This window comes from Microbulbifer mixtoriginis (SeqCode) (genome assembly GCF_052466695.1).
The window spans coordinates 2,552,723-2,574,496 of sequence record NZ_CP174285.1 but is presented as its reverse complement, the minus strand read 5'-3'; the positions used below and the strand labels follow the sequence as shown (position 1 = coordinate 2,574,496).

The window sequence follows — 21,774 nt, the reverse complement described above, 5'->3', positions numbered from 1 at the left end:
AGTTCGGAATCATCCAAAAAGCCCGGTAAATCCGGGCTTTTTGCTATCTGGAGGGTACGCAGCCCTCCGCTCTCGTTCGTTGTCATCCGGTGCTATCTGGTGCTACATTTGGTGCTACCTAGTTCAATTTAGAAACTGGTAGCACCACCATGGCTCTGACAGATGCTCAAATCAAGCAGGCCAAACCAAGCGACAAGGATCAGTGGCTTACGGATGGACAGGGGCTGCGCCTGTTGATCAAGCCTACTGGCTCCAAGTATTGGCGGCTTAAATATCGATTCCAAGGAAAGCAAAAGACGTTAGCCTTGGGCGTTTACCCCTCTGTAAGTCTCAAGCAGGCGAGGCAAAAAGTAGCTGAAGCAAAACAACTGCTAGCAGATGACCGCGACCCTTCAGCACAGAAACGAGTTGAGAAGCACCAAGCCAGAGTCAGTATTGACCGGAGTTTTGCTGCTGTTGCTGAAGAGTGGTGGAACCACCAGAAAGGAACCTGGACAGAGGACCATGCCAACCGTGTATGGACTAGGCTACGAGATAATACCTTCCCTCGAATTGGCCAAAGGCCCATAGCCGATCTTCAGCCCCAAGATGTAATAGCCATTGTCCGCGATATTGAGGAGCGGGATGCGATGGATGTTGCGCAACGGGTTTTGCAAGATATTCGTCGTGTTTGTCGCTATGCGGTTCAGGTTGGCAAGCTTACGCATAATCCCGCGATTGAGTTAACGGGTATTTTGCGTGGCCGAAAAAGTAGCCATCGGGCTTCCCTCCCGCGAGAAGAGTTACCCCGCTTCCTGAAAGAGTTAGACCTTTACCAGGAGCGAGGGCGGATATTAACCAAGCTCGCTATCCAGTTATTGATACTCACCTTTGTTCGACCTGGCGAATTACGTTGTGCACGTTGGGAAGAGTTCGACTTTGAATCTGCTCTTTGGCGAATCCCCGGTGAGCGTATGAAGATGGGTACGGATCATATTGTGCCGCTGTCTTCACAAGCTCTTGCTGCACTTGAAGAGTTGAAGTCTTTAACTGGCCAGTACTCTCTGCTATTCCCCTCTGAGCGGGAAAGGGCTCGGCCCATGTCTGATAACACTATGCGTAGGGCAATTTTTAAAATGGGCTGGGACGGCTCCCAAGAGGGAAGAAGTAAAGCAAATCCCCATGGCTTCCGCGCTACTGCTTCCTCAATCCTGAATGAGACCGGCTTTAATCCTGATGCCATTGAAAGGCAGCTTTCCCACATGGAGAGGAATGGGGTAAGGGCTGCATATACCCACCACGCTCGTTATATGGATGAGCGAAAAGAGATGATGCAGTGGTGGGCAAATTACCTTGATGAGATGCGGGGGAGCGGGAAGGTAGTTCCTATTTTTGCGAAGCAGGGTTAACACAAAGTTGAACACTAAGAGGAACAATCGCTCTCGCCTTTATTTTTTAATCCAACAAGGAAATAGATATGTCATCTTCTTTTCAGAAAGCTAGGGAAATTTTTCGAATTGATGACTATAAAAAACTAAATGAGAAAAAAGACCTTTCTCTATTTAAATTTTTGCTAGATCGATAAAATACTTGCTCATGGCTATTACATTTGACTGGGGGAAACTTTTTTAAGCGTAACTCAAACAATTCAGAACTAGCAGAGGAAATGAGATCTTGCCTCACAGCTTTTAGAGAGGATGATGCTGATTATAGGAAGCTTAAATCCTTTGATATACGTGATTACGTTTCTCTTGAACAATACGCCGAAGAACCGATTGACTCCTCAACTTGGACACCCGCTTGGCTAAGGTCGCAGAAATATAGCTGTTCTTCAGTAAAACCAATGGGAGTTGGAGATGTTATTAGGATGTTTGATGATTTGGGAGATGGTGCACCAAAGGGCTTTACTGATGAAGAGTTTGCCGAGGACGTGGCTGAATCGAGGGCTCGATATCATCGTAATGAGGAGGTTTTCCCTGAATTAGAAGATATATCAATTGATCAATATTATCGTGAAGCTTATGACTATCATCATGGCCTGGCAGCATTGAATATTGATTTGATGGCAAGGGATGAGCAGATAGTTTCAGAGTTAAAAGAACTGCTATCGAAGCTACGAAAATTATTACAGGCTGCTCCTGAAAGACTATTAGACCCAGGTTTTAAGGGTCAGCTGTTTTTGGGACCATCATTACAAAAGCGTGATACCCGCCGGATCGATATGAACAAAGTAAGGGATTATCGTGTTCCGGCATTGATTGACCTATATATCTGGTCCGTGGTTGAGGGGGAAATTTTATCAAATGCAGATTATTTGAGGCTTGTTTTTCCTGGAGATACATTAACTGATGAACTAGTTAATGAGGATAAGATTAAGAAAGTCTGCCTGCCATATGCTTTTCGCTGCATGGAAACCGAGTTATTAACAGCTCTTCATAGGTCATTAGATTGGGAGCAAAAATCTCACTGGAAAAATAGTGCTTCTTAAAATTCTGAATTTTGATGCTACCTAAAGGTCCGGCGATCGTCTTTTAAAGCTGGTTCAATCTCCTCACCGCCACATACGTTCACTGTGGTTTGTTAAAGGAGACTGAATATGACCCTCTCAAATACTCATCACCAAATGCCGGATGTTTTACCTAGCCCGCCGAGCGACCCTATTTTGCGCCTACCAGAGGTAGAGCGTCAGACTGGGCTCAAGAAGACTTATATCTATGCCCTGGTGAAAAAAGGCGAATTCCCCACCCCTATCAAACTTGGTGAGCGCGCCAGTGGTTGGCTCTCTTCTGAGGTCTGCCAGTGGGTGCAAGATCAAGTTGCTATTTCTCGTGCGGGAGGCAAGTAATGACTCTTCGTGCATACTCTCCCTACACACACCAGCAAGTAGCTGAATTTGCTCGAAGCTATCGGAAAACAGAAAGCGCTGAGTTTGAGCAGAAAATACTTCTCTCAAATTCAAACCTGAGCCCTGAAGATCGGAAACTCTTCCTCAGCTCTATCATGGAGACATTTGATGTGGACTGTCCTATCCCTGGTTATGAGTTGCTTTTGTTCCTATGGCCAACGGGTGAAGAAGCGTTTCTAGCGGTAGGTTCTGATTCATTTCCCCCTATTGTTGATCAGCAACATGGCCGGGCCCATTGGTATCTCTCCTCCCCTAATACAATAGCACTAGGGCTTCCTGTTACTGAGGTGGTGAACCTTTACCGCCTTAGAGCAGGTCTCTCTCTGGGAGGTTGGTTAGTTTGGGATGGTATCCAATTGGAATACCACCCATCAGAGGAAGCTGGTGCCCTAGAGCTTCGCAATGGAGGGCTTAGAAATGTCAGCTAATATACGTGCCCTCGCCATGCCATATTGCCTAGATTTGCAGCCATGCGGTCGCTACGCACTACTCAATCGAAACTACAAGCCAGTTGGTTTTAGCGGCAGATCATTTGTCTACTATGAAGAGTACCCTGTACTTTTCAATATCAGAATTACACCCAAAAAAGCGGCAGCAATCTCCTTTAAAGGTGATCCTGATCCGAGGCAAATTATTCTTTATAACGATGGTTGTATCCCTACCGCTAACTCGGAAACCTGGCTTTTTTATCAGGCTAAATTAGCGATCCTGGCGCGATTACATCATTACAGTGATGATGAATATTACGAACAGGACAAAGCAAAACGTATCCGTCTGGCCAACTTACGCGATGCAAAACGGGTTACGGAACCTAAGGGCGTAGCGGTTTCCCTACCGCCAAATTTATCACCACGGTAAATAAGACTATTGCCTCTATTTGGGGCGATCTTACCCCCTCTTTAAAAAAGGTGTTACAGCAAAAAGGTGTAACAGGAGTGAGGCCCGCAGTTCTGTTGGAAGCCTTATGGGGCGGGGGTTAAAGCTAAAAATATAAGGAAAGCTAATGGCACGCTTTGATATTAAACGAGTGGCAGACTTCGCCCTTGATCGGGCTGATGAAGTATTGGCACACGGGGCTCCAGATGGCTCATATCAGGGAGCTGAATATATTGCTCTTAACCCAACTCGATCTGATAGCAGCAAGGGGTCCTTCTCTGTAAATCGCAATACCGGTGCATGGGCGGATTTTGCAGTGGATGAAAAAGGTGGGGACCTCGTATCGCTGGTTGCCTATCTTGAGGGGGTAAACAATGGAGAGGCAGCACAAAGGCTTGTTATATAGTTGAGAAAGCTTCCTTGTTCCACGGAGTGCCCCGTTATACGTTTATCAGAGAGCTTTGCGCTAGCAACTTGGAAAAGCTGGCAAGCCAGATTCGCCGAGAGCTTGTGAACTTTGCCGCAGAGATGTCTGATGATGTGAGTGGTCAGGTACGTAGGGCAGCAGAGAAGTTTACTCTCGTTGGTTTTGCTGGAGAGCTGGCTTCCACTGCGGGAATTACAGATTGACCAAAAGGCATGGTGATGGAAGCGACCAAATCCTGTTTTAGCGCTTGGGTATCGACCCGTGGCAGTGTTGGAAACCTGGAGGACCGGCAGACCTTGGCAGCACTGAGATTATTCTTTGATCTCTACGGAGAGTCCCACTTTACCCGCTGGGATCGAGAAGACTTCACAACCGATGAGCACACTGTTCGCACCCTAAAGCGTTGCGGCTACCGGAAAACACTACAGGACAGTAATGCCCTTGAGGGGCAGGCTTGCTCTGAGACTGTTTGCTACGTTTACCCAGCTACGTTGTAAGCAGAGGTTTGCAAGGGGCTCAGTGATCGAAAGGCAAAGCAACTACTAGCCGCCTGTGGTGCTTTGGTGCGTGATGGCAACGGGAAATTCTCGATACCAACGCGCTTGCCGAATAGTGGGCGTAACCCTGAACGGGTGCTAATCATTCGACCTCACTTGATTCCTGTTGAAGATGATGGAGAAAAGGGACTACTTACGAAAAAGGCCGCGTAGCCCATGCCGTTTACAGGTATTGTAAACGTTGTGCAGCCGTTTACACTCTCCAAATAAGTTACTGCCTATTTGGTAAACAATTAGCTTGTAGGGGATAAACCCAAAGCTTACCGGTGGCTTTAGTTGGCCAATTTCAAAGTGCACTCTATTTGCAGCTTTGCGGACCAGACTATGTGTAATCGTGTACTATCCACCCAAATATTCAAGCTTTACACAAAGCCTGCCCCAGTAGACGATGCCTCTTCGGTATTAAATTAATTAGGCATTTAAAGGTTTTAGAATCAAACACCAGCATTTTACTATCCTATCTTTTCAATTAGGATTACAAACGGTCTGTGGGGCTCAATACGCCTTTGCTGCCCCGATTCACAACATGAGTGTAAATCTCCGTAGCGGATATATCCGCATGCCCTAGTAGCTCCTGAATTGTCCTAAGATCGTAGCCAACTTCTAATAGGTGAGTGGCGAAACTGTGCCGGAATGCATGTGCTCTGGGCGGCTTGTTGATGCCAGATTCCTGCACAGCACGCCGTAACTGCTTTGCAAGTGCCGAAGGATGAAGATGATGCCGTCTTATCACGTCGCTACGGGGGCAAGGGCGAACGCGCGAAGCTGGAAACAAGAATTGCCAAGCTGTGGTACGGGCAGCAGAGGGGTACTTCCGTTCTAATACATCCGGCATATAGACATCCCCATAGCCATTTGCGATATCCCATGCATGAGTAATTTCGACCTGTTGAATTTGAGTGCGCAGGTCAGGTATCAGGCCTTGTGGAAGTATTGTGGTTCGGTCTTTATTATCCTTGCCTCCCCGTACGAACACATTGTTACTGCCAAAATCGATGTCCTTAACTCTCAATGATAAGAGTTCGGCACATCTGAGCCCTGTGCCGTACATTAGTTTAACTTGAAGGCAGTAGACACCTTTCAGCTTTGAGATAATGACTCTAATCTCTTCCCGACTGTAAACAATTGGAAGGCGACGATGTTGCCTTGCAGGCGTAAAGCCAATGTTGGAAGTATCAACCCCCAAAAAACGTTATAAAGATATACCAGCGCATTTAGCGCGATCCGCTGGGTGTTAACCGAACAATGCCGATTTATCGACAGGTGGTTTAGGAACGCCTCGACTTCGGCAATACCGACCTCCCGTGGGTGTCGTAGTTTATGAAAGTGAAGAAAGCGTTTTTTCCAGTGAACGTAAGTCTGTTCAGTCCGATAGGCTAGACCTGCCTCACGAATATGAAGTCGAACGCTGGGGATGAATTTGGTTGAATGCCTGGGAAGTCTGTGACGAATATCATCCAGGATAGTACCCTTACAACTTTATATAAACACAGTTATGGGTAGAATAATCACAGGAGTCAAGCCCCGAATTATAGAGCCATGGCTGACATCCGCAGAAAGTTTCCCCCTAACTTATTGATTTAATTGCGGGTAAAATGTGTTCAAGAGCGGGAAGTGGAACCAGGCGACTTGAGCCGATGGCTTACTATCTCTGGTTATTATTTGATCGAAAATTTATAACCTACTGTAAATAGAGGCTTTTTTACATAGCTTGAAGGGTCTACTTCAGAAATAGTGGCTAAATCGATAGTGAGCCACAGGCTCTTTAATAAACTGTTAGGGGGGCCACAAATGCAGAGAAAGCACAGAATATTCACCTACTTAACTGTGGGGATTGCTTCACTCTATATAGCTGGGTTCTTCTGCTTATACCCTCTGATAGCCAGATATACAATTGGTGTAGAACCAGGTTATACAATCGCACGTACTGCCACTTTTCTACATAATACTTTTTTATCAGCCATTACTTTCTCATGCTGGCCCTAAGAGCCGCATCAGCAAATTGTGGTACAAGAATTCTCTTTACTGGTGTAATAGAGTTCACGAGAGAGAGTTTTGCGAATCAAGCTTCTAACAAGCGGCTGTAGTCGCCATACTTCGCATGGCTGGGACGGCTTTTGAAACCTTCCCCCATTGAGTAGACGCCTACCTTTTGAATAGGGTAGGAAAAAATGTCGAAAATACTGAGTGAAGAGCGGGTTGTTGAATATTCAACAGAGTTCAAAGTCAGAGTGGTAGCTCTCACTAATCACCTGAAAGTAGATACGACTACTATCGCCAACATTATTGGTTTGCATCCAGTAATGGTGTATAGATGGCGACAGGAAAGTAGAGAAGCCCAGCCGTAGAATAAGTATGACAAAGATAACGAAAACTCAGTCATCAAACTGATGATAAAGAGATAAAACGTCTAAAAAAGCAGGTTGAGAAATTGGAAAAGGAGAATGATTTCCTAAAAAAGTGAGAAATGTACCTGAAAGATCCAAAGCCGAAAGATTCTCGTTCATAGCTCTTAATCGATCAGACTTTGGTGTCAGGTACTTATGTAGATACTTGAATATTTCACCCCAAGGGTTTTATAAGTGGCTCAACCGCGATGAGAGTACTCGAGATATAGAAAATAGGCGAATTCTAGCGTGTATCGAAACTATCTATGCGCAGCATGATGGTAATTATGGAAGTCCAAGAATTAGCGCAGAGCTGAAAGCTAATGGTGAACGAATAAATCACAAACGCGTTGAACGCCTTATGAGAGAGGCTGGAATCGTGGGGAAAGCTGGAAGGATCTATCGTCGACGCCCTTTGCCTGGAAATCCTTGCATTAAGGTTGAAAATTTACAAAAAAAGCATGGAACCTTTCCCCCTACATTGCGGCCGTTGCTGGCGGCGTTATGCCTTTTGAGAGGTAGTGATGTACAAGGAACCTTGGTTAGATATAAATGAATACGGTGAAAGTCATGGCAAGGCTTTACAGCGAGAGTTGTTTAAGGAGCTCTCGAAAGATCATTACTTGCATGTGATTGAGCTTCAAGTTCTCGCGAAGCGTGAAGACCAAGACGATATACTCTTAACTGATCAGAGTGCATTCTATATAGTTCATCTAACTTGGTCTGGTAAGAAGGAGGAAGCTCCTTATCCTAGAACAGAAAAGTTTAGTACGATGGAAGAGCTGCAGGCCAGACTAGATTCTGATTCGGAAGATTTTTAGAGGTCAAGGCAGCGGATGCCACATACGTGCCACCTCTTCCCGCAATGTTATGTGTAATCCGAGGCAACAATGAGTAAGAGGGTTAGGGGTATCTGTGTTGCGATATATATTGTTCTGGGAACTGTTAGTTTTCATTTTCTTGGCGAAATATATGCTTCCAAAATAATGGAGGAACTGGCTAGGAATCCGTCGCCAGATTTGTATGCTAATAACCATGGATTCTAATACGTAGCGTTCTGGGTTACATGTGGTATAGCCTTGTCATTCGCCCTAGTGTTATCAACAATGATACTCAATAAGGTTCTGATCAGGCGATATGCCAAAAATACATAAAAAAAGTTGTTGTCGCCATGCTTCACATGGCTGGGACAGCCCACACTGCCTTCCGGTTGCCCCAAAGTTGGTTGTTAAACATCGCTCAAACGTGAGTTGACTCAACAGTTTTTTGAAAGTATTGGTTTCACAAAAACTTCGTACAAGTATGTTCAAAAACTGAAAAGCAATGTTTAATAAGGCAAGCCAGAGGGACTTCCGCACTGCTTGCTCCAGCCCCTGCTGGCGACGTTATGTGTTGCGAGTATTTAGCGATGAAGGAGTCGAACTGTATGGATGAAAGACCAGTTAAGGCACAAGATTTACTCAAGGATGATGAGGATTACAAAACTATTAAAGGGGTAAGATTAAGAAAAGGAACTATTGCTGCTACCATAAAAAATATTGCCAAGCTAGAAACCGCAAGCTCAGAAAAACGTGCTGCTATTCTCGATGCTATTAAAGAAAATGCCCCTGCATTAGTTGCCCTTGATGTTCATCGATACTTCGAGTGTAGAAACAAGGAAGTAGAGAGAATCTTAGTAAAAGCAGCAATGAGTCTAAATGATAGTAAGAGCATATAATAAGTACCGGCAGTACGGCCCTACAGGCCCTATCCCAAAAATCGTTGGACGATTTTCTGCTTCTACGATAAGCCCTTAGTGCGATAAGTAGTAAAGAGTATTGGAAGTTGAATAGTTTAAGTACGTATACCTTACTGGTTTTTGCTCTGATTGTTGGAGTTTCTCTTGCATCACAAGCTGGGGTGAATTCACTGCTTCGTGTGGCTCTCCATACTCCCATCCAAGCGGCATTTATCTCTTTCTTGATAGGCACGCTCATACTAGGATCTATCTCACTTTTTCAAAGTGAAAATTGGTTCACTAAAGATTCAATGTCCTCCATACAATGGTGGGCTTGGCTTGGTGGCGCTTTCGGAGCATTCAATATTGCAATGTCTGTATTTTTGGCTCCAAAGCTGGGGGCGCTAGTTTTGGCAATCTCTATTGTTTGTGGCCAAGTTATAGCGTCTCTAGTGCTAGATCATAACGGATGGCTTGGGTATCCCAAGATAGAATTGTCAATTTCAAGGGTGTGTGGCGCGCTACTCATAGTAGCAGGCGTACTATTGGTGGCGCGGCGGTAGGCATATAACAAGTTGCTGAAAAGCGGTTAGCTGTTCTTAAAATAATCGAGCTAAATTCCTAGGGTAGCTTCGAATACAGCAGGGTAATCAACAGTGAAAAGGTGATCTGCGCAAACTGGTACAGATTCTCGCCTCTGTATACCTCCGTCATAGTATTCCCCACCGCCTTTATATTAACAGTTCAGATAATACGTATAATGGTGAAAAGCTATCTCGCTCTTGATAGTCCAAATAAACACCTTTCCAGTAGGCGTGGGCGATCGCCCGCAGTGGTAAACGGGTTGCTCTCAAGTTTGCACATCCTTTCGCCATTAAAAAATTGAAGAATTTATTAAATTCTGAACGGCGTGCATGCGTCGGTGATAGGTGAGGGATTCCCATCATTTGCACAAGTCAGCCAATTTGGCTTTATGTATAGAGATGGCTTTGAAGTCTTCGCCAAATCGTTTTAGTACGTTACACCGATTGCGCCAGCTGGCCTTGCTGGGGCAGCGTGGATCTTTTCCAAACGCCATTCAATATACCGCGTAGCGTGATGTGCAAAGCTATCTCTATCTGGCACCTTGGTGAGTTTACGTTTTACGCTATCGCCTCGGTGAACATTAGCTTGTTAAGCCATACGCAGAGTATCTTCAAGTGATACTTTGAAGATCTTGTTGGAGCCATCCGGGCGGCGATAGTGCCAGTAGTTTTCCCTGTGGTGAGGTTTTGGGTAGAGGTTATCTTGTAGTGGGGTGGTACCCACCATACGGGGCTGGCCATTCCCTTGCTAAATGACTGTTTTATCTGCTCTCAGCCTGCCAGCAGGTTTAGCTGGCTTATGGATTGGTCAAAGTTGGCTGTATGTCTCTACCCTGGTGGTTACACAGAAGCGTTGATTCTTTGTGGATGGCAGCTGTTGAAAATTGCATCTATGAAAGATTTGAGCCGTGCTTTTTATGTCATCGACACATACTTTTTAGAAATCAAGAGTGACTTCTTTATTGAGGGTTTGACTTTATTGGGGGTAAGTATCAGTGGAGCCAGCTGTTAAGGTAGGAGCAGAGTATGAAAGAGCTATAAGATTTGATCCTCATGTGCTCAAAACATGTTCCGAAGTTGCTCAGTTGCTAGATGGCTTCGTTTGTACACTCACAATTTTGATAGCTGGCTTAGATGCCTTTGCAAGCTAACGGGTGTTTGCCATCTCACTACAAACTATGGCCAAGTTCAAGGTGCTCGGCCTACCCACCTCATGAAAACTGTACAACAGTTTCAAGTCACTTCCGGAAATGAGTTATGTCTGTAAACCTTGTTCCTTAATCGATAGGAGGATTTCCGTACTGATTACTTGCGGGCATATGAGATCAGCATGATTTTAAGTTGGTGGTGAGTGCTAACGAACCTCTTAAGCGCTACCCTACTCCCTTTCATATTTGCTTGTAGTGCAAGTTCCATTTTTCTAGGAATGTTCAGAGCAGGTCTTGGATGCTGAGGTATTCCACTATTTTTTGGGTGCGATTTTCAAAAATTACCTTGCAAGTTTGGGGGTAAACCCTTAGGTGCTTGCTCGTATCACATTTGTGATGTGTATAAAATCAGCTCGATTCGTATAAAAATAATACTATCTTTTCGTTGTGGCCATAGAGGGGAGTAAGTGCTCACAAAGTAAGTTAAGGGAGGACTACTCGTTTGCCCATTGATGACAGGCACCAGACGCACATTGAGAGTGGTTTTTAATCTGTGTAAGTTCTGCGGATTGTAAGAAAGCAAGTTATCAGGCGGGATTCACGTAATGGCGCGTAATTAATTTAGTGTGACGTAGATCAATCGCCGCGTTAACATGCCGCGCTGACAAATAAGGCTGCTGATGCACTCAGGAGGAGTCATCATCTAATTGTGTAAGCTATGCCGCTCGCATACTTAAGATGAGTGAAGTTCTATCAGGTATCACTCGGCTATTTGAAGTAAATCCTTCCAAACGGATTTGTAATCATTATCTCAGTTCCACGCTTGTGAGAGGGGGACTGGTTCACAGTTATTCAAGAAAGCTGCTATGAGCCCAACAACTTCGCGTACTGTCTGGCAGATCCAGCGGGATGTGATCTACGCACTGCTTGTGCGCGAGATGAAAACCCGCTTCGGCAAGTTGAAACTGGGCTATGCCTGGGTGTTGTTAGAGCCTGCCATGCATATCATGGTTCTGGCGGCAATCTTTAGCTTCCTTGGGCGAGAATTCTATCCCGGCATTCCCACCATGTTGTTTATGCTCGCTGGTATCGCCCCGTTTCTATTTTTTTCCCACTGCTTTGGTAAGTCTATGGCAGCTGTGGACTCAAACCGGGGGTTGTTCAACTATCGCCAGCTGCGACCCTTTGATGCGGTTTTAAGCCGGGTGATGCTGGAGTTTGTAATCTACCTGGTAAGCTTGGTTGCCCTGCTAGGGGTACTGGCTTGGGTTGGTATATCTGCGACCTTTAACAATTTCCTCTTGTTAGTTGTTGTGAACATTCTCTATTTGTGTTTTTGCTTAGGCATGAGTCTGGCGCTCTGCGTGACCGGTGCAAAATATCCTGAGATGTCAAAATTTGGTTCCTTGATCCAACGACCACTCTACTTTATGTCAGGGGTATTCTTCTCTCTCGAGCAGATACCTGAGCAATACCACCCCTATCTCGTCTGGAACCCCTTGCTTCATGTGATCGAGCTAACCCGTGAAGGATTGTTCAGCAGCTACCACGGCATGTTTGCCAACTTGCCATACCTGGCTTTCAGTTCGTTAGTCATGCTCGGCTTTGGCTTGCTGGTCTACCGCAGTCAGTGGCAAGACTTGGTGCGCAGCAAATGATTGAGTTGCGCAATCTGACCAAGTCTTTTCGCACGCCGAATGGTCGTAAGGTGCTGTTCAAAGATGTGAATGCTGTTTTCCCGGAGGGCAAGAATATCGGCATCCTTGGGCGTAACGGTGCCGGCAAATCAACCCTGTTGCGTATTATGGGCGGCATTGATTATCCAGATTATGGGCGGGTCATAACCAACGAGCGCATCTCTTGGCCTATGGGGTTGGCAAGTGGTTTCCAGGGCAGTATGACAGGGCGAGAGAATGCCGAGTTTATCTGCGGAATCCATGGAATTTGGGGAAGGGGCCGGCAGAAGGTACTGGAAAGGGTTCAGGACTTTGCCGAGATAGGCGACTACTTTAATGCGCCAGTCAAGACTTACTCCTCTGGCATGCGCTCCCGCTTGGCGTTTGGCCTGAGTATTTCTGTGGATTTCGATTGTTACCTGGTAGATGAGGTGATGTCAGTCGGTGATGCGCACTTCAAACATAAGTGTGAACAGGTGATCGCCGAGAAACGCAAATCAGCCAATTTTATTATTGTGGCCCATGCAATGCCGCAACTGAAAAAGAATTGCGACGTTGGTATCTATCTCGGGCCGGAAGGGCTGCGGATATACGATACCGTAGACGAAGCCATAGAGGTTTATCAGCAGGGAATCCCCAAGCCCAAGGTGCAACAACAGAGCAGGGCCGCACAGGCACTTAAGGCATAGACAATGGAAACAAATATGCAGCTCGATACAGAGCAAAAGACTAAGCCCGATAGTGGCGCACTAAAAAGAACCGCCGAGGTTGTAAAAGACCTGTTTACAGGTTTTGCTGCGAATGAACCGCAGCCGCAACCTGGAGTAGGTCGCTCGCGCATGAGCCCTTGGCGTGGATTACTGCTTTGTGTTGGTCTGCCGCTACTTCTTGTATCCGCCTATTATCTCTTCTTTGTATCGGATCGCTATGTCAGTAGTACCCAGCTTATTGTAAAAGACAATGGTTCCAGCCAGGGAATGTCATCATCTCTCGGTTTCCTGTTACCAGGGGCAGGAGCAGATAATCAGGATGCTTTCCTAGTGGTTAACTATATCCAGTCTCTGGATATGGCGGTATATCTGGATAAGACATTACAGTTGAGTGATTACTACAAGAGCGATCGTTACGACATCTTTTCACGTCTCGGCTCGGAGGCAACTCAGGAAGATTACTTGAAATACTACCGCGAACATATTGCGGTTGGTTACGATGAGTCGACGGGCATTATTACAATCGAAATGCAGGCTTTTGAGCCTGAATTTGCGCGTAGGTTAGTTGAGATTGTTACCCAGAAATCTGAAGATTTCGTAAATGCTATCAGCAATCAGCTGGCTGACAAGCAAGTGGCTTTTGTTCGTAGTGAGCTGGAGTTAGCGCAGAATAAACTCCGCGCTTCCAAGCAGGAGATTCTCGATTTTCAAAACCGTAATAAGGTAGTCAGCCCGGAGGAGCTGACCAAAGGCATCAGCGGCATTATTCAAGGATTGGAGGCGAAACTTGCTGAGCAGCGTGCCAAGCTGACTGCGGCCAAAACCTACCTTAATCCTGATTCCTCTCAGGTTGTCTCTATGCAAGCTGAAATTAATGCCCTGGAAGGGCAGATAGCTGCAGAAAAGGAACGCCTTGTAGGTGTCTCAGACGCTCAGGGAGAGCAGCGCCTCAACAGCTTGAGTGCACACTTTCAGAATTTGGAATTGAATCTTCAGTTTGCCACCGATGCTTACGCCGCATCCCTTAAAGCCTTGGAGACCGCGAGAATGGAGGCCTCCGGAAGGCTGAAGCACTTAATGGTTGTCAGCCAGCCGTCGTTGGCTGAGAAAGCGGAATATCCACGCAAACTTTATAACCTCGCTAGCCTGGCAATTATCCTGCTATTAATTTATGGCATTGTGAAAATGTTGGTATCCAGTATTCGCGACCACAGGATCTAGAAAGTTTATTGCCTCTCGGTGAGGTACCGGGGATAAGCTAAAAAAGCTGGATTATTGAAAAGAAAATCTAGACTTTATACATAGAGACTCAAACTGAAAGATCGAAAAAATGATCGTAAAAAAACTAAAAACTCTAGGGGTGTTACTGGGTTTACTGACTGGCGTTGCCTTGCCAAATGCCCAGGCCCTGGAAACCCAACTATTGGATAAGAATGAATCTACAGAGATTCCCAAATCCAATGTGCCGGTCTTTGGTCAGTCCCTATTCCAAGGTGCTTTTAAAGATCAGCCCTTTAGTGGATTTAACCCAGACTATCGTATTACCGTAGGTGATCAGATTAACCTACAGCTGTGGGGTGCCTATAGTTTTAGCGCAACCCTGGCCGTGGACCCCCAGGGTAATATTTTTGTGCCTGAGGTTGGGCCTGTACATGTCGCCGGCGTGAAAAATGGCGAACTCAATGATTTTGTTCTGCGCCAGGTTAAAGGCGTATTTAAGAAAAATGTGCGCGCCTATGCCAATCTGGAAGCGAGTCAGCCAGTCAAAGTATTTGTAACTGGCTATGTGAAAAATCCAGGCTTATATAATGGATACTCTTCTGACTCCATCCTCTACTATCTGGATAGTGCCGGTGGTATTGATCGCGATAGTGGCAGTTTTATAGATGTTAAAGTTGTACGTGGTGATCAGCTGTTGCAAAGCGTCAATCTGTATAACTTCCTTACCGAGGGCAGCATGCCCGCATTGCAGCTGCGTAATGGTGATGCCATTGTTGTTGGAGCACGTAACGGAGCCGTTTCTATCGAAGGCGCGGTGCAACAGGCCGCACAAATTGAATTTAACGGTCCTTACACCCAATTAGGGGAGATGTTACTGGTTACCAAGCCAGATCCTCAGGCTAATTTTGCCCGTATTACTCAAGTGATCGATGATCAGCAGCAAGCCAGCTATTTACCTCTAGAGGAAGCTCTGAATACAGCGCTTTATCCTGGGGCCAGAGTTGAGTTGGTTAGAGATAACGACATCAAATCGATATCCGTTAGCGTAAGTGGTGAATTGGATGGCCCTGCCAGCTTTGTGCTTCCTTACGGCGCAACCCTGGAAGATCTCTTGTCGCAGCTCCAGTATCGCGGTAATGCCGATCAATCTGCAGTGCAGTTATATCGTAAGAGCGTGGCTAAGAAGCAACGTGCAGCACTAGAACGCTCCCTTGATGCACTTCAGATGGAAGTTCTTACCCGCCAACCAAACACTGAGTTAGAAAAAGGCGCTCAGTCTGAAAATGCGGCGATGATTCAAAAATTTATTGCTGAGGCACGAAAAGCACAACCCCGTGGTCAAGTGGTACTGGCTAACAATCCCAATGCTGGAACCATGTTGCTTGAAGATGGTGACAGGCTGGTGGTGCCCCTGAAGAACTCAACGGTTTCAGTGGTAGGTGAAGTGATTTTTCCCACATCGCTGGTATTTAATGCGCGTCACACACTGGAAAATTATATTGAAATGGCCGGCGGTTTCTCTAATAACGCTAATCAAGATGAACTGGTGATCCTACACCTGGATGGCACTATCAGCCGGGTTAAAAAAAGGAAGTTCGATAACCGTCTGAAAGATATCTTGCGTCCTGGCGATGAAATCATGGTGATGCCAGAGGTGCGCTCCAGTGAGCTACAGGTGACTAAAGATGTCACAGAAATTCTTTATCGTATAGCAGTGGGCACAGCTGCAGTACTGTCTTTCTAAGGTGAATCGGATCACTCCTCTTTTTTATAACTTTTAGATAAAAAAGGAAGAGGAGAAGGCGAAAGTAGTGAGCAATATATAGCTCCAAGGAGAAAAAGATGATCACGAAGGGAAGTTCAACCAGAAAGGGGATTATTCTGGCTGGAGGTTCCGGTACCCGTCTGTATCCTCTTACCAGGGGAGTCAGTAAGCAGTTGATGGGGGTCTATGACAAGCCGATGATTTATTACCCGCTGACAACTCTGATGTTGGCGGGAATCCGAGACATATTGATCATTACCACTCCAGAAGAGCAATATCTTTATCAACGCTTACTGGAAGATGGTTCTCAATGGGGAATTAATATCAGCTACGCGATACAACCGAGCCCAGATGGTCTTGCGCAAGCTTTTATTATTGGTCGTGAGCATGTGGGTAACAACAAAAGTGCTCTGGTGCTGGGAGATAACATTTTCTATACCCAGCACTTTAGTCAGATCTTGCAGCGTGCAGATGAGCGGGAAGAAGGCGCTACAGTCTTCGGATACCGTGTTGCCGATGCAAGAGCCTATGGCGTCGTAGAATTTGATAAGGCAGGCAAAGCCGTTAGCTTGGAAGAGAAACCGACCCGTCCAAAATCTAACTACGCAGTAACAGGCTTGTATTTTTATGATAATCAAGTTTGCGACTTGGCCAGGGAGGTTCAACCTAGCCCGCGAGGAGAATTGGAGATTACCGATATCAACAATATCTACCTTAAGCGCGATGAACTGAATGTTGAGTTATTGGGCCGTGGCAGTGCTTGGCTGGATACCGGAACCCATGACAACCTGCTTGAGGCTGCGCATTTTGTTCAAACCATGGAGCGGCGTCAGGGGCTGAAAATTGCCTGCCCTGAGGAAGTGGCTTATCGCAAAGGTTTTATTTGTGCCGAGCAATTGGAAAAGCAGGCTCAACCACTCTTGAAGAGCGGTTATGGCGAATATTTAATGAGCTTGTTGCTAGAATCTGGAGAGACCTCTGCTCTCACTCAGCATCGATTGACCGCTGTTCTCTAGCACAACAACCTTTTTCCTTTGCTTTGTTAATAATCAAGAAATACACAGTATGAAAGTGATAGAAACTGCAATAACTGATGTGAAAATCCTGGAGCCAAAGGTTTTTGGTGACGAGCGTGGTTTCTTTTTCGAATCTTTTCGGCAAGATTTATTCAGTCAGGAATGTGCAGATAGAGTCTTTGTCCAGGATAACCACAGCAAGTCTACCTTGGGCATACTACGTGGTCTGCATTATCAAACCAAGCAAACTCAAGGTAAGTTAGTGCGCGTTACCAAAGGTGAGGTCTTTGATGTTGCGGTCGATTTGCGTAAAAGCTCCTCAACTTTCGGCCAGTGGGTTGGTGTGACGCTTTCAGCAGAAAATAAACGTCAACTTTGGGTACCGGAAGGCTTCGCCCATGGCTTCTATGTTACTAGTGCTGAGGCAGAGTTCGTTTACAAATGTACCGATTACTACGCACCTGAGTATGAACATTCCATTCGTTGGGATGATCCTGATCTGGCGATCGAATGGCCCTTGATTAATGGCCAAGCGCCCAAACTCTCAGCGAAAGATGCTGAGGGGAAACATCTAAAAGACGCGATTGTTTTCCAGTAACGGCTCGTTGCAGACGAGACCTATACCTAAAGGTATAGCCATAAACTATCAGAGATGCCCGGTATATAACTCTGAATACCAGGCTTTATCGCCGCTAGTTTCCACTATTAGGGCCAAGTACCACTGGCCTAACCCAATTCAATGTGAATAAGTGAATGAGAATCCTAGTAACCGGTAAGAATGGCCAGCTGGCAAGGGAATTGCAAAAACGCAAACCAGCCGGTATTGATCTGATAGCGCTAGATCGCAACGATCTGGATATCACAGATAGTGACCAGGTTATGCAAGTTGTTAATAAGTACCAACCAGATACTCTCATCAATGCTGCTGCCTACACAGCGGTAGACAAGGCGGAATCAGAGAGAGAGCAAGCTTTCGCCACTAATGCGACAGGTCCAGAAAACTTGGCGAAAGCTTGTCGAGAAATGGGGGCTCGTTTAATACATATCTCCACAGATTTTGTATTTGACGGTCAGAGCTCCACCCCATACCAGCCCCAGGATTCGATGTGCCCACTGGGTATCTATGGAGAAAGTAAGGCTGCCGGTGAAGCTGCCGTGCAAAGTGTATTGCCACAAGCAATCATTTTACGGACTGCCTGGGTTTATAGTACCCATGGAGCTAATTTTTCCAACACCATGCTTCGGCTTATGCGTGAACGTAATCAATTGGGTGTAGTGGCGGATCAGATAGGTACACCTACCAGCACCCAAACATTGGCTGAGACAATCTTCACATTGATAGGCAAGCCCGATTTATGCGGAATCTACCATTGTACGGATGCTGGTACCGCTAGTTGGTATGATTTTGCTGTCGCAATCTATGAAGAAGCCAAGGAGCTTGGGCTACTAACAGAAGCGAAAAATGTAGAAATTAGGCCAATCAATACCTCAGATTACCCTACTCCCGCAGCTAGGCCGGCTTATAGTGTTCTGGATAAGTCTAAATTGGTGAATGATCTGAATCTTGAACCACAGCATTGGCGCAGGGTTTTACGCAAAGTTTTACAGGAAAAGACTGCGTCATAAAAAATTCAGATCATGCTGTCCTTTATATAAGTAGACATCCATATGCATGAAGTGACACACGCGAGAAAGGCGCATGTACTGAATAGACACCAGAAACTACTGAAGAACTAAAAATTTAATCTTGAAAAGATACGCTTTTAGTTTTCTAAATATCCAAAAAAGAATTGTCAAAAAAATGAGTAATTTACTGGTAACCGGCGGTGCTGGTTTTATAGGCGCAAACTTTATCCACTATTGGATGAGCACTTACCGACAAGATAAGGTAGTCGTTCTAGATGCACTAACTTATGCTGGTAACAAGGCTAACTTGGAGCCGGTAGCGGAAAATGCTAATTTTTATTTTTGCCAAGGAAATATTTGCGATACGCACTTGGTAGAAACGCTGCTCAAAGAGCACAGAATTGACACGTTGGTGCACTTTGCAGCGGAAAGTCATGTCGATAGGTCTATCAGTGGCCCAGACGCCTTTATTGAAACCAATATTATCGGTACTCATAGCCTGCTTAAGGCCGCCAAAAAAGTATGGCTGGATGACGGGGTTAATAAAGACAATCACCGCTTTCACCATGTTTCCACTGATGAAGTATATGGAACTCTAGGCCCTGAGGATCCCGCCTTCAGCGAAACCACACCCTATGCACCCAATAGCCCCTATTCAGCTAGTAAGGCTGCGTCAGATCACTTGGTGCGTGCATATCACCATACCTATGGACTGAAGGTTACCACAAGTAATTGCTCCAATAATTACGGCCCTTACCACTTTCCTGAAAAACTGATACCACTAGTAATCACTAATATCCTGCAGGATAAACCATTACCGGTTTATGGAGATGGTCAGCAGATCCGCGACTGGCTATATGTAGAGGACCATGCACGAGGCATCGATTTAGTAATTAAAAAAGGTCACTTGGGTGAGTGCTACAACATTGGTGGCATTAATGAATGGGCAAATCTCGACATCGTTAAGCTGATTTGTGAACTAATGAACTCAGAATTTGCTGAGAATCCGGAACTCACTAATAAGTACCCCAAAGCGGTATCTGCAATAGCAGGGAAAGCACAGAGTCTGGTTACCTTTGTAAAGGATAGGGCCGGACATGATCGTCGCTATGCCATAGATCCTCAGAAGTCCAATAGTGAACTTGATTATCAACCACAGGAGAGTTTTGCTAGCGGAATTCGTAAAACACTGCAGTGGTATCTAGAGAATGACAGCTGGTGGCAGGCAGTGATGGATGGCAGCTATCGTCAGTGGATAGACCAGCAATACAGCACTGCTGAGCAAGCGGGAGATAGATAATGGGAATTAATATTAGAAGGCGTTTTAAGGCTGCCCGCAGCACAGCGGAGAAGACGTTCTCTGAACAGGTACAGGTGTGGGTGGATATTTGTGGGGTTATCGCCGGGCGACACCTTTTGATCCAAGGCTGGGCATTTCACCCTGAGCACGAAACTCTGGATTTTCAACTCGAATATATTGGCAGCGATGAAGATACTAATACGGAAAGTATCGACAAGATTAATTATAGTACCCTGCGTACCACCAGGCTGGATGTAAATAGACACTTCAATTTCGAAGGAAATAGTCGTTGGGGTTACAGCCTGTTGGTGGAGTGGCCCTATGATATCGCTATAGAAAATAGTTCCCTGAGTATGACCGTAAGTGTTGAAGGTCAGACTAAAGAGGTTGAGCTAAAGCCATTCGTGGAATTGAGTGGTGAAGACTTATTTGGCCACTGCATGACCTGGCGGACTAGTGAAAAAGCTGAGTTGCTTAATGTGATGTTTAAGAGCATGGGCAATGGAGTTTTTGAGATTCCAGGCTTAAAGAAATTGGAGGAAGAACAACTCAAAACCTTGGTCAACTGGCACTGGGACAGTATTTTGGCAATACCCGGCCATGGACTATTTCTTTCTGGTTGGCTACTTGATGGTCAGTTGGATCTGGCAAGTTTAGCGTTGCGCACTACTGATGGTAGCTATAGCAAAAATTTGCTTGAGGAATCTGCACGCTTTGCCCGCATAGATGTTTTAGAAGCTTTTCCAGGCAGAGCGGAACCTAACTATAAGGCGGGTTTCTTCACTTGGGTACCTATGCCGCATTTGATAGAGAAAGCCCGCTTGGAGCTGCTCTTCTTCACTAAAGAGGGCCGCCTGGGAGTTGTCCCGATTCAGCAGACCAATATTCGTGGGGATATTACCCATGCAAGTCAGCAGGTGCTGGTGAACTTCAATGTCGATGGTCGTGAATACCAGAAGAACATGCGAAAATATATAGGTCCGGCGCTCTCAGCGCTTTGGACGAATAGACGCTATCTTCTCGAAGAACCCAAAGTAGAAGTAATACAGTTCGGTCAAGAAATTAAAGAGCCCAAACGCAGTGTTATAGTACCCCTCTATGGGCGCTATGATTTTCTGTTACACCAGATAGCACAATTTACAGAAGATGCTGATTTTGCCGAGACAGAGCTGATTTACGTTCTGGATGATCCCAGACTCTATGATGCATTTATACCTTTCTGCTATGACACTAGTAGATTGTTCCCTGTAAGCTTCAAGGTAATTTACGGTGGCCGTAATTTAGGTTATGCAGGGGCTAATAATCTGGGGGCGCGTCATGCCAGTGCCGATAAGTTGGTATTGCTTAACTCAGATATTATTCCAAGTAGCAGCGGCTGGATATCACGAATTGAAAAGCAAGCATCTTCATTGGAGGATGTTGGCGTAGTTGCACCGAAGTTGGTTTTTGATGATGGCACAATTCAACATATTGGGATGAGTTTCTCCAAAAGTGTGCAATTTGGTAATTTATGGCTGAATGAACACCCTGGAAAAGGTAATCCAGAGTGGCTAATAGATATTGACTCTGTAATGGAATCACCTGCGGTTACGGGTGCCTGCATGTTTATCAGCAAAGCCTTGTACGATTCTGTGGGTGGCCTGGATGAAACCTATGTACTTGGAGACTTTGAGGATTCTGATCTCTGTCTGCAGTTAAGAAAAGCGGGCTATCGACACTATGTACTCACCGATGAAAAGCTCTACCATTTAGAGAGAATGTCACAAAATTTATTCGAAAACCGTGACTGGAAATTTAAAATCACACTTTACAATGCCTGGCAACATACTGAGCGCTGGGGAAGCCTGATAGAACAGCTGGTTCGTTAAGGAATTATCGAT

Annotated in this window: 26 protein-coding genes; 23 read left to right on the top strand and 3 right to left on the bottom strand. The window is 45.6% G+C overall.

The annotated features are described in order from the left end of the window. Positions 1 to 149: 149 nt before the first annotated feature. The 8 genes from ACJJI0_RS11340 (at position 150) to ACJJI0_RS11305 (ending at position 4,684) form a co-directional block, all read left to right on the top strand. Positions 150 to 1,388, top strand: a complete 1,239-nt coding sequence (locus tag ACJJI0_RS11340) for a tyrosine-type recombinase/integrase (RefSeq protein WP_444882646.1) — start codon at positions 150 to 152, stop codon at positions 1,386 to 1,388. 257 nt (positions 1,389 to 1,645) lie between these two features. Then, the gene (locus ACJJI0_RS11335; protein WP_444882645.1) at positions 1,646 to 2,467 is read left to right on the top strand and encodes a DUF6387 family protein; all 822 of its coding nucleotides are present in this window, start codon (positions 1,646 to 1,648) and stop codon (positions 2,465 to 2,467) included. 108 nt (positions 2,468 to 2,575) lie between these two features. Further along, the gene (locus tag ACJJI0_RS11330; RefSeq protein WP_444882644.1) at positions 2,576 to 2,824 is read left to right on the top strand and encodes a helix-turn-helix transcriptional regulator; all 249 of its coding nucleotides are present in this window, start codon (positions 2,576 to 2,578) and stop codon (positions 2,822 to 2,824) included. Then, the gene (locus ACJJI0_RS11325) at positions 2,824 to 3,312 is read left to right on the top strand and encodes a hypothetical protein (protein ID WP_444882643.1); all 489 of its coding nucleotides are present in this window, start codon (positions 2,824 to 2,826) and stop codon (positions 3,310 to 3,312) included. Before ACJJI0_RS11330 ends, ACJJI0_RS11325 begins: the two co-directional genes overlap by 1 nt. After that, positions 3,302 to 3,742 carry a hypothetical protein gene (locus ACJJI0_RS11320; RefSeq protein WP_444882642.1) on the top strand — a complete coding sequence of 147 codons (441 nt, stop codon included), beginning with the start codon at positions 3,302 to 3,304 and terminating at the stop codon, positions 3,740 to 3,742. The genes ACJJI0_RS11325 and ACJJI0_RS11320 overlap by 11 nt, the downstream gene beginning before the upstream one ends. Positions 3,743 to 3,887: 145 nt before the next feature. After that, a complete protein-coding gene (locus ACJJI0_RS11315) occupies positions 3,888 to 4,166 on the top strand; it encodes a hypothetical protein (RefSeq protein ID WP_444882641.1) in 279 nt (92 codons plus the stop codon). A gap of 14 nt (positions 4,167 to 4,180) precedes the next feature. Further along, positions 4,181 to 4,390 carry a hypothetical protein gene (locus ACJJI0_RS11310; RefSeq protein ID WP_444882640.1) on the top strand — a complete coding sequence of 70 codons (210 nt, stop codon included), beginning with the start codon at positions 4,181 to 4,183 and terminating at the stop codon, positions 4,388 to 4,390. Positions 4,391 to 4,405: 15 nt separating this feature from the next. After that, positions 4,406 to 4,684 carry a hypothetical protein gene (locus ACJJI0_RS11305; RefSeq protein ID WP_444882639.1) on the top strand — a complete coding sequence of 93 codons (279 nt, stop codon included), beginning with the start codon at positions 4,406 to 4,408 and terminating at the stop codon, positions 4,682 to 4,684. Between the two features lie 535 nt (positions 4,685 to 5,219). On the opposite strand, the gene ACJJI0_RS11300 is transcribed toward ACJJI0_RS11305, so the two are convergent. Then, entirely contained in the window at positions 5,220 to 5,930 is a 711-nt protein-coding gene (locus ACJJI0_RS11300; protein ID WP_444882638.1) for an integron integrase, read from the bottom strand. After that, the gene (locus ACJJI0_RS11295; protein WP_444885929.1) at positions 5,825 to 6,139 is read right to left on the bottom strand and encodes a site-specific integrase; all 315 of its coding nucleotides are present in this window, start codon (positions 6,137 to 6,139) and stop codon (positions 5,825 to 5,827) included. The genes ACJJI0_RS11300 and ACJJI0_RS11295 overlap by 106 nt, the downstream gene beginning before the upstream one ends. A gap of 776 nt (positions 6,140 to 6,915) precedes the next feature. On the opposite strand from ACJJI0_RS11295, the gene ACJJI0_RS11290 reads away from it, so the two are divergent. The 5 genes from ACJJI0_RS11290 to ACJJI0_RS11270 all read left to right on the top strand — a co-directional run bounded on the left by ACJJI0_RS11290 (position 6,916) and on the right by ACJJI0_RS11270 (position 9,411). Continuing rightward, positions 6,916 to 7,092 carry a transposase gene (locus tag ACJJI0_RS11290; protein WP_444882637.1) on the top strand — a complete coding sequence of 59 codons (177 nt, stop codon included), beginning with the start codon at positions 6,916 to 6,918 and terminating at the stop codon, positions 7,090 to 7,092. A gap of 112 nt (positions 7,093 to 7,204) precedes the next feature. After that, the gene (locus ACJJI0_RS11285; RefSeq protein WP_444882636.1) at positions 7,205 to 7,687 is read left to right on the top strand and encodes an IS3 family transposase; all 483 of its coding nucleotides are present in this window, start codon (positions 7,205 to 7,207) and stop codon (positions 7,685 to 7,687) included. Further along, on the top strand, positions 7,656 to 7,952 hold the full coding sequence (locus ACJJI0_RS11280; RefSeq protein ID WP_444882635.1) for a hypothetical protein: 297 nt from the start codon (positions 7,656 to 7,658) through the stop codon (positions 7,950 to 7,952). The genes ACJJI0_RS11285 and ACJJI0_RS11280 overlap by 32 nt, the downstream gene beginning before the upstream one ends. 605 nt (positions 7,953 to 8,557) lie before the next feature. Next, positions 8,558 to 8,848 carry a hypothetical protein gene (locus tag ACJJI0_RS11275; protein ID WP_444882634.1) on the top strand — a complete coding sequence of 97 codons (291 nt, stop codon included), beginning with the start codon at positions 8,558 to 8,560 and terminating at the stop codon, positions 8,846 to 8,848. Between the two features lie 107 nt (positions 8,849 to 8,955). Further along, positions 8,956 to 9,411 (top strand): DMT family transporter, encoded by a 456-nt coding sequence (locus ACJJI0_RS11270; RefSeq protein ID WP_444882633.1) that lies wholly within the window; start codon positions 8,956 to 8,958, stop codon positions 9,409 to 9,411. A gap of 610 nt (positions 9,412 to 10,021) precedes the next feature. Here the strand turns inward: ACJJI0_RS11270 and ACJJI0_RS11265 are convergent. Next, a complete protein-coding gene (locus tag ACJJI0_RS11265) occupies positions 10,022 to 10,159 on the bottom strand; it encodes a hypothetical protein (protein WP_444882632.1) in 138 nt (45 codons plus the stop codon). Between the two features lie 72 nt (positions 10,160 to 10,231). On the opposite strand from ACJJI0_RS11265, the gene ACJJI0_RS11260 reads away from it, so the two are divergent. The 10 genes from ACJJI0_RS11260 to ACJJI0_RS11215 all read left to right on the top strand — a co-directional run bounded on the left by ACJJI0_RS11260 (position 10,232) and on the right by ACJJI0_RS11215 (position 21,762). Beyond that, positions 10,232 to 10,444 carry a hypothetical protein gene (locus tag ACJJI0_RS11260; protein ID WP_444882631.1) on the top strand — a complete coding sequence of 71 codons (213 nt, stop codon included), beginning with the start codon at positions 10,232 to 10,234 and terminating at the stop codon, positions 10,442 to 10,444. Between the two features lie 1,002 nt (positions 10,445 to 11,446). Next, a complete protein-coding gene (locus ACJJI0_RS11255; RefSeq protein WP_444882630.1) occupies positions 11,447 to 12,238 on the top strand; it encodes an ABC transporter permease in 792 nt (263 codons plus the stop codon). Beyond that, entirely contained in the window at positions 12,235 to 12,945 is a 711-nt protein-coding gene (locus tag ACJJI0_RS11250; RefSeq protein WP_444882629.1) for an ABC transporter ATP-binding protein, read from the top strand. The genes ACJJI0_RS11255 and ACJJI0_RS11250 overlap by 4 nt, the downstream gene beginning before the upstream one ends. 15 nt (positions 12,946 to 12,960) lie before the next feature. Further along, positions 12,961 to 14,187: a KpsE/RkpR family capsule polysaccharide export protein gene (locus tag ACJJI0_RS11245; RefSeq protein ID WP_444882628.1), complete on the top strand. Its 1,227-nt coding sequence runs from the start codon at positions 12,961 to 12,963 to the stop codon at positions 14,185 to 14,187. Between the two features lie 109 nt (positions 14,188 to 14,296). After that, a complete protein-coding gene (locus ACJJI0_RS11240; protein WP_444882627.1) occupies positions 14,297 to 15,931 on the top strand; it encodes a polysaccharide biosynthesis/export family protein in 1,635 nt (544 codons plus the stop codon). Positions 15,932 to 16,029: 98 nt separating this feature from the next. After that, entirely contained in the window at positions 16,030 to 16,968 is a 939-nt protein-coding gene (gene rfbA / locus ACJJI0_RS11235) for a glucose-1-phosphate thymidylyltransferase RfbA (protein ID WP_444882626.1), read from the top strand. Between the two features lie 49 nt (positions 16,969 to 17,017). Then, positions 17,018 to 17,566: a dTDP-4-dehydrorhamnose 3,5-epimerase gene (gene rfbC / locus ACJJI0_RS11230; RefSeq protein WP_444882625.1), complete on the top strand. Its 549-nt coding sequence runs from the start codon at positions 17,018 to 17,020 to the stop codon at positions 17,564 to 17,566. A 155-nt stretch (positions 17,567 to 17,721) separates the two neighbouring features. Further along, positions 17,722 to 18,594, top strand: a complete 873-nt coding sequence (gene rfbD / locus ACJJI0_RS11225) for a dTDP-4-dehydrorhamnose reductase (RefSeq protein WP_444882624.1) — start codon at positions 17,722 to 17,724, stop codon at positions 18,592 to 18,594. Positions 18,595 to 18,769: 175 nt separating this feature from the next. Then, complete coding sequence (gene rfbB, locus ACJJI0_RS11220) at positions 18,770 to 19,894, top strand: dTDP-glucose 4,6-dehydratase (RefSeq protein ID WP_444882623.1); 1,125 nt, start codon at positions 18,770 to 18,772, stop codon at positions 19,892 to 19,894. Continuing rightward, the gene (locus ACJJI0_RS11215) at positions 19,894 to 21,762 is read left to right on the top strand and encodes a glycosyltransferase family 2 protein (RefSeq protein ID WP_444882622.1); all 1,869 of its coding nucleotides are present in this window, start codon (positions 19,894 to 19,896) and stop codon (positions 21,760 to 21,762) included. The genes rfbB and ACJJI0_RS11215 overlap by 1 nt, the downstream gene beginning before the upstream one ends. Positions 21,763 to 21,774: the final 12 nt, after the last annotated feature.

Coding starts and splice junctions, on each gene's coding strand:
- ACJJI0_RS11340 (WP_444882646.1), top strand. CDS start 150: ATGGCTCTGACAGATGCTCAAATCAAGCAGGCCAAACCAAGCGACAAG.
- ACJJI0_RS11335 (WP_444882645.1), top strand. CDS start 1,646: ATGAGATCTTGCCTCACAGCTTTTAGAGAGGATGATGCTGATTATAGG.
- ACJJI0_RS11330 (WP_444882644.1), top strand. CDS start 2,576: ATGACCCTCTCAAATACTCATCACCAAATGCCGGATGTTTTACCTAGC.
- ACJJI0_RS11325 (WP_444882643.1), top strand. CDS start 2,824: ATGACTCTTCGTGCATACTCTCCCTACACACACCAGCAAGTAGCTGAA.
- ACJJI0_RS11320 (WP_444882642.1), top strand. CDS start 3,302: ATGTCAGCTAATATACGTGCCCTCGCCATGCCATATTGCCTAGATTTG.
- ACJJI0_RS11315 (WP_444882641.1), top strand. CDS start 3,888: ATGGCACGCTTTGATATTAAACGAGTGGCAGACTTCGCCCTTGATCGG.
- ACJJI0_RS11305 (WP_444882639.1), top strand. CDS start 4,406: ATGGAAGCGACCAAATCCTGTTTTAGCGCTTGGGTATCGACCCGTGGC.
- ACJJI0_RS11290 (WP_444882637.1), top strand. CDS start 6,916: ATGTCGAAAATACTGAGTGAAGAGCGGGTTGTTGAATATTCAACAGAG.
- ACJJI0_RS11280 (WP_444882635.1), top strand. CDS start 7,656: ATGTACAAGGAACCTTGGTTAGATATAAATGAATACGGTGAAAGTCAT.
- ACJJI0_RS11275 (WP_444882634.1), top strand. CDS start 8,558: ATGGATGAAAGACCAGTTAAGGCACAAGATTTACTCAAGGATGATGAG.
- ACJJI0_RS11265 (WP_444882632.1), bottom strand. CDS start 10,159: ATGGTGGGTACCACCCCACTACAAGATAACCTCTACCCAAAACCTCAC.
- ACJJI0_RS11260 (WP_444882631.1), top strand. CDS start 10,232: ATGGATTGGTCAAAGTTGGCTGTATGTCTCTACCCTGGTGGTTACACA.
- ACJJI0_RS11255 (WP_444882630.1), top strand. CDS start 11,447: ATGAGCCCAACAACTTCGCGTACTGTCTGGCAGATCCAGCGGGATGTG.
- ACJJI0_RS11250 (WP_444882629.1), top strand. CDS start 12,235: ATGATTGAGTTGCGCAATCTGACCAAGTCTTTTCGCACGCCGAATGGT.
- ACJJI0_RS11245 (WP_444882628.1), top strand. CDS start 12,961: ATGCAGCTCGATACAGAGCAAAAGACTAAGCCCGATAGTGGCGCACTA.
- ACJJI0_RS11240 (WP_444882627.1), top strand. CDS start 14,297: ATGATCGTAAAAAAACTAAAAACTCTAGGGGTGTTACTGGGTTTACTG.
- rfbA (WP_444882626.1), top strand. CDS start 16,030: ATGATCACGAAGGGAAGTTCAACCAGAAAGGGGATTATTCTGGCTGGA.
- rfbC (WP_444882625.1), top strand. CDS start 17,018: ATGAAAGTGATAGAAACTGCAATAACTGATGTGAAAATCCTGGAGCCA.
- rfbD (WP_444882624.1), top strand. CDS start 17,722: ATGAGAATCCTAGTAACCGGTAAGAATGGCCAGCTGGCAAGGGAATTG.
- rfbB (WP_444882623.1), top strand. CDS start 18,770: ATGAGTAATTTACTGGTAACCGGCGGTGCTGGTTTTATAGGCGCAAAC.
- ACJJI0_RS11215 (WP_444882622.1), top strand. CDS start 19,894: ATGGGAATTAATATTAGAAGGCGTTTTAAGGCTGCCCGCAGCACAGCG.